The organism is Kitasatospora sp. MMS16-BH015 (assembly GCF_002943525.1).
Taxonomy (GTDB): domain Bacteria; phylum Actinomycetota; class Actinomycetes; order Streptomycetales; family Streptomycetaceae; genus Kitasatospora.
In genome coordinates, this window is the sequence record NZ_CP025394.1 from 7,100,324 (window position 1) to 7,112,985 (window position 12,662).

General features: G+C 74.5%; 13 protein-coding genes. 9 read left to right on the forward strand and 4 right to left on the reverse strand.

Translation table 11 applies throughout. From position 1 onward, the window contains the following. Positions 1–2: 2 nt before the first annotated feature. Positions 3–1,169, reverse strand: a complete 1,167-nt coding sequence (locus tag CFP65_RS30225) for an alpha-hydroxy-acid oxidizing protein (RefSeq protein WP_254552642.1) — start codon at positions 1,167–1,169, stop codon at positions 3–5. Positions 1,170–1,290: 121 nt separating this feature from the next. On the opposite strand from CFP65_RS30225, the gene CFP65_RS30230 reads away from it, so the two are divergent. After that, complete coding sequence (locus tag CFP65_RS30230; RefSeq protein ID WP_104819158.1) at positions 1,291–1,548, forward strand: hypothetical protein; 258 nt, start codon at positions 1,291–1,293, stop codon at positions 1,546–1,548. Between the two features lie 83 nt (positions 1,549–1,631). Here CFP65_RS30230 and CFP65_RS30235 read toward each other — a convergent pair whose 3' ends face one another. After that, positions 1,632–2,576: a phosphatidylinositol-specific phospholipase C gene (locus CFP65_RS30235; protein ID WP_104819159.1), complete on the reverse strand. Its 945-nt coding sequence runs from the start codon at positions 2,574–2,576 to the stop codon at positions 1,632–1,634. Positions 2,577–2,660: 84 nt separating this feature from the next. Further along, a complete protein-coding gene (locus tag CFP65_RS30240) occupies positions 2,661–3,344 on the reverse strand; it encodes a TNT domain-containing protein (protein ID WP_104819160.1) in 684 nt (227 codons plus the stop codon). Positions 3,345–3,583: 239 nt separating this feature from the next. On the opposite strand from CFP65_RS30240, the gene CFP65_RS30245 reads away from it, so the two are divergent. After that, a complete protein-coding gene (locus CFP65_RS30245) occupies positions 3,584–4,300 on the forward strand; it encodes a hypothetical protein (RefSeq protein WP_158702432.1) in 717 nt (238 codons plus the stop codon). A 7-nt stretch (positions 4,301–4,307) separates the two neighbouring features. On the opposite strand, the gene CFP65_RS30250 is transcribed toward CFP65_RS30245, so the two are convergent. Continuing rightward, complete coding sequence (locus CFP65_RS30250; protein ID WP_174805581.1) at positions 4,308–5,210, reverse strand: LysR family transcriptional regulator; 903 nt, start codon at positions 5,208–5,210, stop codon at positions 4,308–4,310. A gap of 162 nt (positions 5,211–5,372) precedes the next feature. On the opposite strand from CFP65_RS30250, the gene CFP65_RS30255 reads away from it, so the two are divergent. The 7 genes from CFP65_RS30255 to CFP65_RS30280 all read left to right on the forward strand — a co-directional run bounded on the left by CFP65_RS30255 (position 5,373) and on the right by CFP65_RS30280 (position 12,645). Then, positions 5,373–5,924, forward strand: coding sequence for a dihydrofolate reductase family protein (locus CFP65_RS30255; protein WP_104819162.1), 552 nt, complete (start codon positions 5,373–5,375; stop codon positions 5,922–5,924). A gap of 268 nt (positions 5,925–6,192) precedes the next feature. Continuing rightward, positions 6,193–7,644 carry an MFS transporter gene (locus CFP65_RS30260; protein ID WP_104819163.1) on the forward strand — a complete coding sequence of 484 codons (1,452 nt, stop codon included), beginning with the start codon at positions 6,193–6,195 and terminating at the stop codon, positions 7,642–7,644. Then, positions 7,641–8,474, forward strand: a complete 834-nt coding sequence (locus CFP65_RS41350; protein ID WP_254552643.1) for a TetR/AcrR family transcriptional regulator — start codon at positions 7,641–7,643, stop codon at positions 8,472–8,474. The genes CFP65_RS30260 and CFP65_RS41350 overlap by 4 nt, the downstream gene beginning before the upstream one ends. 294 nt (positions 8,475–8,768) lie before the next feature. After that, complete coding sequence (locus CFP65_RS30270; protein WP_104821229.1) at positions 8,769–10,604, forward strand: cholesterol oxidase substrate-binding domain-containing protein; 1,836 nt, start codon at positions 8,769–8,771, stop codon at positions 10,602–10,604. A gap of 125 nt (positions 10,605–10,729) precedes the next feature. Beyond that, positions 10,730–11,431, forward strand: a complete 702-nt coding sequence (locus CFP65_RS30275) for an RraA family protein (RefSeq protein ID WP_104819164.1) — start codon at positions 10,730–10,732, stop codon at positions 11,429–11,431. Between the two features lie 190 nt (positions 11,432–11,621). Beyond that, on the forward strand, positions 11,622–11,897 hold the full coding sequence (locus CFP65_RS39315) for a hypothetical protein (RefSeq protein WP_158702433.1): 276 nt from the start codon (positions 11,622–11,624) through the stop codon (positions 11,895–11,897). Positions 11,898–11,967: 70 nt separating this feature from the next. Further along, on the forward strand, positions 11,968–12,645 hold the full coding sequence (locus tag CFP65_RS30280; RefSeq protein WP_104819165.1) for an IMP cyclohydrolase: 678 nt from the start codon (positions 11,968–11,970) through the stop codon (positions 12,643–12,645). Positions 12,646–12,662 lie beyond the last annotated feature (17 nt).

Genomic DNA, 12,662 nt, shown 5'->3' on the forward strand with positions numbered 1-12,662 from the left:
CGTCAGCTCAGGCGGCGCAGCGCCTGCGGGGTGAGGTCGGCCACCGTCGGGTAGCCGTCCACCGCCATCAGCAGATCAGCCTCGGCCAGCACCGAGCGGAGCACGTGCACCACGCCGTCCTCGCCGCCCACCGCGAGCCCGTACGCGTACGGGCGGCCGAGGCCGACGGCGCTCGCGCCCAGCGCCAGCGCCTTGACCAGCTCGGCGCCGCTGCGCACGCCCGAGTCGAACAGCACCGGCAGGCCGTCGGCCGCCTCCACCACGCCGGGCAGCGCCTCGATGGCGGGCAGGCCGCCGTTGGCCTGCCTGCCGCCGTGGTTGGAGCAGTAGATGCCGTCCACCCCGCCGTCCCGGGCCCGGCGGACGTCCTCCGGGTGCTGGATCCCCTTGAGCAGCAGGGGGAGTGAGGTGAGCGAGCGCAGCCAGGGCAGGTCGGCCCAGCTGAGCGCGTTCGGGAAGACGGTGGCCCACTCGCGGACCACGGCCGCCGGGTCCTCCTCGGGCGTCTTGGCCAACCGGGCCCGGAAGACCGGGTCACTGGTGTAGTTGGCCAGGCACTTGCCGCGCAGCTGCGGGAAGTTGGCGGTGCTCAGGTCACGCGGGCGCCAGCCCGTCACCCAGGTGTCCAGGGTGACCACCAGCGCCGTGAACCCGGCGGCCTCGGCCCGGCGCACCAGGCTCTCGGCCAGCTCCCGGTCGCCCGGTGGGTAGAGCTGGAACAGGCCCGGGGCGGTGCCCAGTTCCTTGGCCACCGCCTCCAGCGGATCCGCCGAGAGGGTGGAGGCGATCATCGGCACCCCGGTCCGGGCCGCCGCCCGGGCGACGGCCAGGTCGCCGTGCCCGTCCGGCGTGCAGATGCCGAGCACCCCGACCGGCGCCAGCAGCAGCGGCGAGGCCAGCGCCAGCCCGAACAGCTCCACCGAGAGGTCGCGCTGCGCCGCCCCGGCCATCATCCGGGGCACCAGCCCCCAGCGCTCGAAGGCGGTCACGTTGGCCCGTTGGGTGTGCTCGTCCCCGGCCCCGCCGGCCACGTAGGACCAGACCCCGGGCGGCAGGGCGGCCTCGGCCCGCCGCTCCAGCTCGGCGAAGGTCATCGGGTGGTCGGGCACCGTCCCGCCCAGGCCGTTCAGGTAGATCTCCAGCTGGTAGTCGCCGAACTGCGGTGCCACGGATGCTCCTTCTGCGGTGGGCCGGACGGGTGGTTCGGCGCGGACGCGCCCGGGGGTCTGCCGAGGTAGTGAGCAGCGGCCGACCGCCGGGGCGGCCGCACCGCCTTCGAGAGGATCCCCCATGCGACGCACCACCGCTAGGCTCGCCGCCCCGCTCGGCCTGGCCGCTCTGCTGGCCGTCGTCCTGGCCACCGGGACGGCGGGCCCGGCCGCCGCCTACCAGGGCCGGGCCGGCACGGCCCAGGCCGCCGAACTGTCCGGGCCGCCGGTGACCACCGAGAAGTGCTGGGAGGGCGGCGGTGGCCCGGCGGTCGACCGGTTCACCCGGGTCGAGTTCTGCTCCGGCGGCGAGTACGACGGCCGGGTGATCCTGGACTGACCGGCCAGGCCGGCGGCGTGATCCTCGACTGATCCGGCCCGGTCGGAGGCGGGGCCGGATCGCCCCCGCCGCCGGGGGCGGGCTTAGGCGCCGAAGTTGAGCGCGTAGAGCGGCCGCACCGAGTCCGCCGTCACGAAGTCCATCGGCACCGTGCCCAGCACCGGCCGGGCCGCGTGGTCGAGGCCGCCGAGGTAGGCGGCCAGCTTCGGGGCGGCGGTGTCGGCCGCCTGGCGGGGCCAGAGGCCCCAGCCGGAGGAGGAGGTGAAGCTCAGGTAGAGCCGCTGCGGGTCGGTGGCGGCCCGGGCGGCGTCCAGGTGGGCCGAGACCTCGGGCCACTTGCGGGAGTTGTACTCGAAGACGGTGCCGATGTCGTAGTCGTCCTCGATGTCGGTGTTGCCACCGCCCCACCGCAGGCCAGGCACCCCGCCGTTGTCGGCGATCACCACGATCCGGCCGCGCACCTCGCCGAGCGCGGGCACGTGCGGCTCGGTCCAGAGCAGCGGCCAGCGGCTCTGGTAGCCCGCGAAGACGGCGCCGAAGCTCTGGTCGGATTCGGTGGAGTACTCCTGCTTGACCCGCATCAGCACGGTCTCGCCCGGGTGCTGGGCGAGGAAGGCCTGGCATTGGTTGAGCACGTCGCCGAAGAAGATGTTCTGGAAGAACTGGCTGTGGTGGATCGCGAAGACCCCGTTGACCAGCCGGCACCGGATGTCCAGGAACCTTACCCCGGCAGCCAGTTGGTCCGGCACTGAGAGGGTCTGGGTCTGGGTGATCGGGCCGCCGTAGAGCGAGCAAGTGTCGTGGGTGCCGGGCACGGTGAGCCGGGCCAGCGGGGCGCTGTCCGGCAGGGCGGCCATCCAGTCGGCGCCGGACGGGAGTTGGAGTGCGGGTCGGGTGCCGGCGGCCCGGGCCGCCGGGGCCGCGCCGAGCACGGCGGCGCCCGCCGCGAGGCCGGCGGCCAGCAGTGCGCGCCGGGAGACCGGCCCCGCCGCGCTTACCGTGCTCCGGTTGGTCTGCTCCGCCCGCATGCCGCACTCCTGTCCGTCGGACTGGTGGTCATGTGCATTATCAGGAGTGCGGCCGGGTGGGGATAGACCCCGTGCGGGGGCGGGTCAGGAGACCCGGGCGAGGTAGCCGTTCTCGACCAGCCAGAGCACGTTCAGCCGGTCCGGGCCGCCGGGCAGCAGGGCGGCGTCCAGCTGGTACTGCCAGCCGAAGCCGGGCTGGCCGAACCACGGGGCGATCGGGCCGGCGTCCACCGTGAAGGGCTTGACCACCTGGTAGTCGTGGTAGTTGCAGAGCTCGGCCGGGGAGCCGTCCAGACTCTGCGGCGGGATCGAGCGGTTGGCGTAGGGCAGGCCCTCGGGGGCCAGGAAGGCGCCGTACTCGCTGCCGAACCGGTCGATCCGCTGGCCGGGCAGCAGGGTCTGCTGCAGCTCGACCGGCTTGCCGTCGGGGGTGAGCAGGTAGCCGTTCTGCGGCGGGTACTTCCAGGAGCCGGCCGTGGCGTCGTAGTAGGTGGCCAGGAAGTCCGGCTGGGAGAGCGCGCCGGTGCGGTGGTAGCCCCAGAGCTCGCGGCCGACCGGGCCCGCGGTGGGCAGCTGCTCCGGGCCGAGCCGCTTGTCGCCCTGGTAGAACATGGCCGAGCACTGGTCGGCGGGGAGGCCCGCCGTGGCTCGGACGGCGGTGACCTGCGGTCGGGCCAGCGCCGAGGCCGGGGCCGCGCTGGTCGCCACCGTGCCCACCAGTACCGCCACTGCTGCGCCGACCGCCGCCAAGGTCCGTCGAATCGCCATCCGTTGATCCCCTCCCGCCACTGCCGGGCGTGGTCGCACCGACACCTTCGGTGATCATCCAAGCCGGGCCGGTGTCAACTCGTCAACCGGATCCGGGATTTGGCCTACCAGCCCGGCGTGGCCTGACGCGGCGTTATCCATTCGATGCACGGAGCTTCCGGGATTCCCCGTGCGGGATGAGGGGCTCCGCTACCGTTTTTCTGGATTCGTCGAGCTTTGCCCACCATTGGAGGGAAGCCATGAGCGAAGAACCCAACGCGGGGCCGAGACCGGAGGGCGAGCCGCCGTCCGGTCCGGGGGCTCCGGAAGTGCCGGGCTTGGGCGGGCCGAAGAAGGGTTTCGCTGCGGTCCTCGGTGACATTAGGGAGATCCTGAACAACGTCTACGGAATCGTCACGGTGATCGGCGCGCTCGTCGCCAGCTTCGCCGGCGGCGCGGCGGTCGGCCATGTGGTCACCCCCACCCCGACCGTCGCGGCCTCCCCGCCGACCTCGCCCGCCCTCAGCCCCACCGTCGCCCCGAGCGTCACCCCCACCCCGAGCGTCACTCCCCCCTCGACCCCGCCGCCGAGCCTGCCGGTCACGCCTTCTGGCACGACGGGCGGCCAACTGCTGGGTTCGTACACCGTGAAACTCCCTCCGGGTTACAAGGTGCCGCTCGGGGCCTCCCCGCCGAAGCAGAGCGACTTCACGCCGAATTCCGGTGGGGCGCTGTTCAGCAACGGCCACGAGAACTTCTCGGGGGGAGACAGCAAGATGCTCCAGGCGACTCCGGGGGCGACTCCCACCTATCAAGGGTGCGCGGCCGACACGGAGTTCATCGGCTCGCAGCCGATCTTCGCCGGAGCGGCGTTCTGCTACATCGAGCCGGGGCTGATGCTGGGCATCACGGTCTCCTCGGTGGTCACCACGCCCGCGCCCTTCGAGGTGCTGAACGTCACGGTCTGGAGCAACTGAGGGTGCCTCAGGCGTGGGCGGGTGCGAGCTCGGCGACGGTGGCGGCGAAGTCGCGCAGCAGTGGGGTCTCGGTGCCGGTCCGCCAGACCAGGCCCCAGGTGAGCGGCGGCGCGTCCTCGATCGGCACGTAGGCGACGTCGGGGCGCAGGTAGAACCGGTTCATCTGGGCGCCGACCGGGAAGGCGCCCTTGCCGGCCGCGACCAGGGCGAGCAGCTCCTGCATCGAGGCCACGGGCGGCCCCTGGGGGATCGGGCGGCCGCTCGGGGTGGTGAGCGGGGCGCGGGCCCTGGACCAGCGGACGGACAAGGTCGGGATGGTGAGCATGGTGACCTCGGCCATGTCCTCCAGGAAGACCGCCGGGCGGCGGGCGAAAGGGTGCTTGGCCGAGACGGCGAGCACCCGCCCCTCGGTGACCAGGGCCTCGCTGACGCTCATGTCCGGGGCGTCGAACGGGAAGCTCACGTTGCTCAGCTGGATCTCGCCGGTGCGCAGCGGCTCCTGTCCGACTCCGAACGGCACCTCGCGCAGCTCGATCACGCAGCCCGGCCGGGCGGCCTGGAAGGCGTCCGCCGCCGCGCCGAACAGCTGCCCCCAGAGCGCCCCGACGAACCCGACCCGCAGGGTCCCGTTGATGCCGCGCGCGGTGGCCACGGCGCGCTCGACGGCATCCGCCATCGCGCGGTGCAGGGGAGCCAGGTCCTCGGCCAGCCGGCTGCCGAGCGGGGTGAGGCCGACGGTGCGGCTGGTGCGCAGGAAGAGCGGGGCGCCGATCCGGCGCTCGAGCTTCTGCAGGGTCTGGCTGACGTGCGCGCGGGAGACCAGCAGCCGGTCGGCGGTGCGGCCGAAGTGCAGCTCCTCCGCCAGGGTAAGGAAGACCTCCAGCTCGTGCCGCTCCAGCCCCGCTGCCATGCCGTCCTCCGCTCGTCCAGCCACCGATCGGTCACTCCGTCAGATCGGTGCCCGGCGCACCGTTCAGTCAGGCTGATCGATTGTTCCAGAGAAGCGCGTTGTTCGAGGTGGCGGGGTGCACGAGGCTGGGCGCAGCCGACCGGAGAGGACAGGGGCAGGTCCGTGAAGAAGCTCACCGCCGGGTTGTTCGTCTCGCTCGACGGGGTGGTGGAAGCTCCGGAGCGCTGGCACTTCCCTTATCTGAACGAGGAGTTGGGCCGCGCGCTGGGTGCGCAGATCCAGGCGGCCGACACCATGCTGCTCGGCCGCGCCACCTACGAGGAGTTCGCCGCGCACTGGGCGCACCAGGGCAGCGAGGTGCCGTTCGCGGACCGGATCAACGGCATCCCCAAGTACGTGGTCTCCGGCACCCTGGGGGTCGCCGACTGGCAGAACACCACCCTGCTCGCCGGGCCCGGCCTGGCCGAGCGGATCGGTGAGCTGAAGCGGCACCCGGGCGGGGACATCTCGGTGACCGGGAGCGTGACGCTGGTCCGCTGGCTGCTGGCGCAGGGCCTGCTCGACGAGCTCTCGCTGATGGTCCACCCGATCGTGGTCGGCGCCGGCCGCCGCCTCTTCGACGAGGCCGACACCGCGCGCTACCCGCTCGAGCTGGTCGACTTCACCACCTTCAGCACCGGAGTCGTCCACCTCACGTACCGCACCACCGCCTGACCCCACCACCGAAGCCAGGGCCGGGGCCGGCACCGCAGTCAGACGCCCACGAGGGGAGGCGTCTGCCGGCGGCGTCGGCCCCGGCCCGTTTCCGTAGGTCGGGGCACCCGTGCGCTTCCGTACGCCCTGGCGGGTCTTCGTCACACCGCCAAGCACCGCCAAGACCCCCGTTCCCAGCCTGCCGGGCGCCGGGTATCGTTTGTCATCACTTGAAGACATCGGGCGAAGACATCGCCCGGTGGCACGGAACTGCCGCGAGGGGTGGACGATGGACGACGGTCGGGACGGGTGGCGCAAGCGGGCGCTGGTGCCGGTGCTGGTGTTCCTGGGGCTGGTGGTCTCGGTGGTCAGCAGCCTCGGAGCGCCGCTGGTGCCCACGATCGCCGCGCGGGACCACGTCTCGCCCGCGAGCGCGCAGTGGTCGCTCACCATCACCCTGCTGGTCGGCGCGGTGGCCACCCCCACCATGGGGCGGCTCGGCGACGGCCCCTGGCGGCGGGCCGTGGTGCTCTGCGGCTCGGCCCTGGTGCTGGTCGGCAGCGTGCTGGCCGCCCTCCCGCTGGGCTTCGGCTGGCTGGTGGTCGGCCGCGGCCTGCAGGGCGTCGGCCTCGGGCTGACCCCGCTGGCCATCGCCACCGCCCGGGACAGCCTCTCCGAGGAGCGCTCCCGCTCCGCCGTGGCGCTGCTCTCGATCACCACCGTCGCGGGCGTCGGCCTCGGCTACCCGCTGACCGGCGTGATCACCGAGGCCTTCGGCGTCTCGGCCGGCTTCTGGTTCGCCGCGCTGATCGCCGCGGTGGCCTTCACTGCCGCCGCCCTGGTACTGCCACCCACCCCCGTCCGGGCCCGGCGCCCGCTGGACGCCCCCGGCGCCCTGCTGCTCGGCGTCGCGTTGGCCGGCCTGCTGCTGGTGCTCAGCCAGGGCGAGACCTGGGGCTGGGGCTCGCCGCGCCTGCTGCTGCTCGGCGCCGCGGCCGTGCTGCTGCTGGCCGGCTGGGTCCGGCACGAGCTGCGCACCGCGCACCCGCTGGTCGACCTGCGGTTGGTGCGCCACCGCACCGTGCTCACGGCCAACGTCACCGGCCTGGTCGCCGGGGTCGGGATGTACCTGCTGATCGCCCTGGTCACCCGCTTCGTGCAGACCCCGAAGGCGGCCGGCTACGGCTTCGGCGCCTCGGTGGTGGTGACCGGCCTGGTGCTGCTGCCCTTCTCGGTGGCCAGCGTGCTCACCGGCAAGGTGCTGCCGCTGCTGGCCCGGCGGCTCTCGGCCGCGGCCGTGCTGCCGCTCGGCTGCCTGGTCTGCCTGGCCTCGCTGCTCGGCTTCGCCGGCCTGCGCGGCCAGCAGTGGGAGGTGCTGGTCGTCATGGCGGTGGCGGGCCTCGGCGTCGGCTGCACGTTCGCGGTGATGCCCGGCCTGATCGTCGGCGCGGTGCCGGCCGCCGAGACCGGCAGCGCGATCAGCTTCAACCAGGTGCTGCGCTACGTCGGTTACTCCACCGGCAGCGCGCTGAGCGCGGCCGTCCTGCAGGCGCACACCGCCCCCGGCGCCGTGCTCCCGAGCGACTCGGGCTACACCACCGCCGCCCTGATCGGCGGCGCGGTCTCGCTGCTGGCGGCCGTGGTCGCCGTCGTCCTCCCGCGCCGCGCGGCCACACCGCCCACCACTCCGGTCGCCGCCGGGGCCGCCCCCGCCCCGGCAGGGCGTACGGTAGCCAAGTGACCGACCTCCCCGCCGCCGAAGCCGTCGAAACCACCGCCGAAGCCGTCGGATCCGCTGCCGAGACGGCCGCTGACGCGGCTGCCGAGACGGTCGCTGGCGCCGCCGCCGAGACGATCGCTGGCGCCGCCGCCGACGCCTCGGCCGAAAGCTCCGCCGGCACCGCTGCGCGCACCACCGCAGCCGACGCCGCTGCAGCCGGTACCGCTGCGGCCGGTACCGCCGCCGCCGGTACCGCCGCCGCCGATACCGCCGAGCGGCCCGCCGAGCCCGTCGCCAAGCCCGCTCGGCGGCGGGATTCGGCCCGGAGCCGGGAGCTGCTGCTGGCGGCGGCCCGCCAGCTCTTCACCGAGCGCGGGTACGACCGGACCACCACCCGCGAGATCGGTGAGCTGGCCGGGGTGGACCCGACCCTGATCGCGCGCTACTACGGCGGCAAGACGCAGCTCTACATCGCCGCCCTGAACGCCGAGTTCGGCTCCACCCCGCCCGCCGACCTGCTGGACCGGGACCGGCTGCGCTGGCTGCTCGACCAGGTGGGCCGCCGCGGGCCCGGCCCGGGCTTCCGGGTCGCCTCGACGCCCTACCAGGACCCGGAGGTCCAGCAGGCCGCCCAGAGCCAGCTGCACTTCCGCCTGGTCGACCCCCTGCGCGAGCGCTTCCGCCGGGACGGCCTGGACGACCCGCAGCTCCGCGCCGAACTCGCCGTGGCGGCCTTCGCGGGCATCCTGATGGGCCGCAGCAGCGGCGCCTTCCCGACCCTCACCGAGGCCGACCCGGCCGAGCTGGTCGCCCTGGTGTACGAGCTGCTCAGCCCGGCGGACGGCAGCTGAGGCCCGCGCCGCTCCCCGGCGGCCCCGCTCCCTCCCCGGAGTGCCATGGCCGCCCGCCCGCAGGGGAGCCGGCTCGCACCGGCCCGCACCGACGCGCTGCCGCCCGCGCCGGGCCTGACCCGGGCGAGGGGCCGGCCTGGCCCGGCCGAGAGGCCGATCCGCCTCTCCAGGGTGAACCCGCGCCGGATCTGATCACTCGTTCGAGTGATGCTGATCAATTCGAGCCCGATCGGCCCGGTGCAGCGCCTAGCGTCACTGGCGGAACTGACGATCCGACAGGGCGAGGGGTGGGGCATGGCCGGGCAGGGTGCGGCGGAGCGGGGTACGGACGGGCTGAGCAGGCGGCGGCTGCTCGCGGCCTCGGCGGCCGGCGGGGCGGTCTGGCTGCTGCGCGGCACGGTGGGGCCGGAGAGCGCCGAGGCGGTGGGCACGGCGCCGGTGCTGCCCGGCGCTCTGGTGCCGTACCAGCAGGTGTACGAGAACTGGGCGGGGGAGATCCGCACCAGTCCGCTCTGGGTCTGCGCCCCGGCCGCCCCGCAGCAGGTGGCCGACCTGGCCGACTGGGCGGCGGCCAACGGCTGGCGGCTGCGGGCCCAAGGGCAGCGGCACGGCTGGGCGCCGTTCACGGTGGCGGCGGGCACGCCCTCCGACACCAAGGTGCTGCTGGTGGACACCACCCGCTCGCTCACCGCCCTGAGCCTGGCGAGCGGCTTCGGCGGTGCGGCCGTCCGGGCCCAGACCGGCGCCTCGATGGAGGATCTGCTGGCCTTCCTGGCCGGTCAGGGCCTCGGGGTGGCCGCCTGCCCGGCGCCGGGCGATCTCACGGTCGGCGGCGCGCTGGCCATCGGCGGCCACGGCACGGCCGTCCCGGCCGTCGGCGAGACGCCCCAGCCCGGCCAGGGCTTCGGCAGTCTGAGCAACCAGGTGCTCTCCCTCACCGCCGTGGTGCACGACGCCGGCGCCGGGCGGTACGTGCTGCGCACCTTCGACCGCTCGGAGGCCGACGCGGCGGCCTTCCTGGTGCACCTGGGCCGGGCCTTCCTGACCGAGGTGGTGCTCCGGGCCGCGCCCGACGCCAATCTGCGCTGCCTCAGCCGGGTCGACGTGCCCGCCACCGAGCTGTTCGCCGCCCCGGGCAGCTCCGCCGCCGCCGGCGGGCGGACGTTCGCGGATTTCCTGGCGAGCACCGGCCGGGTCGAGGCGATCTGGTTCGCCTTCACCGACAACCCCTGGCTGAAGACCTGGCAGCCCACCCCCGGCAAGCCGCTCTTCGCGCACGAGGTCTCGGCGCCCTACAACTACCCGTTCTCGGATAACATCCCGCAGCCCGTGGCCGATCTGGCCGGGCAGCTCATCGGCGGCTCCTGGGGGCTGGCCCCGCTCTTCGGCCAGCTCCAGTTCCTGATCACCAAGATCGGCCTCACCGGAGACCTGACCGACCTGCTGCTCGCCCCCGGCCTGCTGCGCAGCCTGCTCAGCGGCGACACCCTCACCCACCTGCTGGCCGGCGGCCTCCGCTCCGACCTGTGGGGCGCCTCCCGGCACCTGCTCCAGTACGTCCGCCCGACCACCCTGCGGGTCACCGCGAACGGGTACGCGATCCACTGCCGCCGCTCGGACGTGCAGTGGGCGATCTCCCGGTTCACCACGTACTACCAGCAGTTGCTCGCGGCCTACCAGGCGCGCGGCGAGTACCCGATGAACGGCGCGGTGGAGATCCGGGTCACCGGCCTGGACGACCCGGCGGCCTGCGGGGTGCCCGGGGCCCGGCCGCCGCTGCTCTCCGCGCTGCGCCCGCACGCCGACCACCCGGAGTGGGACACCGCCGTCTGGCTGGACATCCTGACGCTGCCCGGCACCCCCGGTCTGCACGCCTTCTGCCGGGAGATCGAGCAGTACCTGTTCGGGCTGTTCGACGGCACCCGGGCCGGCCTGCGGGTGGAGTGGTCCAAGGGCTGGGCCTACACCGCCGATGCCGCCTGGGCCGATCCGGACGTGCTCGGCCGCACCATCCCGGCCAGCCTCCGCGCCCCGGGTGCCCCCGGCTGGGACGAGGCGGTGGCCACCCTGGACGGGTACGACCCGGCCCGGGTCTTCGGCAATCCGTTCCTGGACACCCTGCTCCGCTGACCCTGCCCCGAATGATCTTGTCCTGACGGACCTTGCCCCGAATGACCTTGTTCCGCGGCCCGCCGAGGGGGTAGTCCTTTCCCGTCACCGCACCACCGAGGTCTGGACGAGGAGAGCCCACCACCATGGATTCAGCCGAGCTGCGGCGCCGTTTTGCCGCGTTGACCACCGCCCACCTGGCCGACGCGTGCGTGCGGGCCGATGTGGCGGTGCGCTGCGCGGAGCTGAGCGCGGTGGTGCCGGGCGCCCGGCTGGCCGGGCGGGCGCTGCCCGCCCGGCACGCGGGCAGCGTGGACGTCTTCCTGGAGGCGATGGAGCACAGCGACCCGGGCGACGTGCTGGTGGTGGACAACGGCGGCCGGGTGGACGAGTCCTGCGTCGGCGACCTGGTGGTGCTGGAGGCGAGGGCCGCCGGGCTGGCCGGCCTGGTGGTCTGGGGCCTGCACCGGGACACCGCCGACTGCCGGGCGATCGGGCTGCCGGTGTTCAGTCTCGGCGCCCTCCCCACCGGCCCGCTCCGGCTCGACCCGCGCCCGGCCGACGCGCTGACGGCCGCGCGGGTGGGGGAGTGCACGGTCACCCGTGCGGATCTCGTGCTGGCGGACGAGGACGGCGTGCTCTTCCTCCCGGCGGCCGAGGCCGAGCGGCTCTTCGTACTGGCCGAGTCGATCCGCGACACCGAGCGCCGGCAGGCCGCCAGGATCCGGGCCGGGGTTCCGCTGCGGGCCCAACTCCGTTTCGCCGCCTACCTGGAGGAACGCGCCCGGCGGCCGGAGTACAGCTTCCGCGACCACCTGCGGGCGATCGGCGGCGCGATCGAGGAGTAGCCCGGCAGGAGAGTGGGCGCCGAGGAGCGGCCGGGGGTAGTGGCGGGGGTGAACCGTGGCCGTTGACCGGCGGCGGGCGGGGCGGCTCTGCGATGCTGGGGGCAGCCGGGCCCGCCGGGAAGGGGGTGGCCCCGGCTCGACGCAGCTCGACGCAGAGAGACCTAGCGAGACCCAGAGAAAGGCCGGCCGGATGAGCAAGATGCCTCCCCCCGGAGCGAGGGGGCCCAGCTGGCCCGGTGGGCGGCGCGGTTCGCGCGGCCCGAGCCGGGGCACCCACCCGACCGCCCCGCCGTTCCCCTCCGGGCCGGTCGAACTCGGCCTCGCGCCGCGCCTGGTCAGCCCGCAGCGCGAGCCCAGCGGCACCGACTCCGGCATCGGCGGCGCACCCCCGCCCCCGCCCGGCCCGCGCAACCCGCCGCCGCCCACCGGCAACCCCAGCCCGCCGCAGGAGCCCCCGAAGCGTTGACCGGCGCAGATGCGGTTGAATGTCAGGGCGCGGTGATCTTGCCGCGCCCAGGACGAGAGGGGGCCGGCCGGTGGACGGTCTGGCGCAGGTGCTGTCGGGGAACCGCTATCCGGGACGCGGGGTGCTCTGGGCTCGGACGGCGGACGGGGCGCTGCACGGCGGCTACTTCCTGACCGGCCGCAGCGCGGCCTCCCGGGCCCGCGAACTCCGTCTGGACGGCGCCGGGTTGACCGTCTCGCCGACCGACGAGACCGCGCACGACCCGCTGCGGCACTACGCGGCGGCCCGCGAGGCCGGCCGCTGGCTGGTATACGGCAATGGCGAGCAGGTGGCCGTGGTCGCCGACCGGCTGGAGGCCGGACAGGGCCCAGGCGAGGCGCTGGCCGACCTCGCGTACGAGCCGGACCCGCCGATCTTCACGCCCCGGATCACCGTGGTGGCCGACCGGGCGGGCGAGCTCGCCTGGTTCGGCGCGGCCCGCCGCAGCCGGGGCGGCCGGACCGCCACCGACCTGCTCACCCTGGCGGTACGGGAGTTGGCCCCCGGTGACGCGGTGCTGATGACCACCTACCGCTCGGACGGCGAGCAGGTCGCCACCGCCGAGCCGTACCACGAGACCCGCACCGGGGCAGCGGACGGCGCGCAGCTGCTGGACGAGGTCTGGGGCGCACTGACCCCCGAACTCCGGGTGGCCGCAGCGGTGTTCGAGCCCGGCAAGGTGACCGGCGCCGCCCTCCGGCACGCCTGAGCCACCCGGACCTGCGT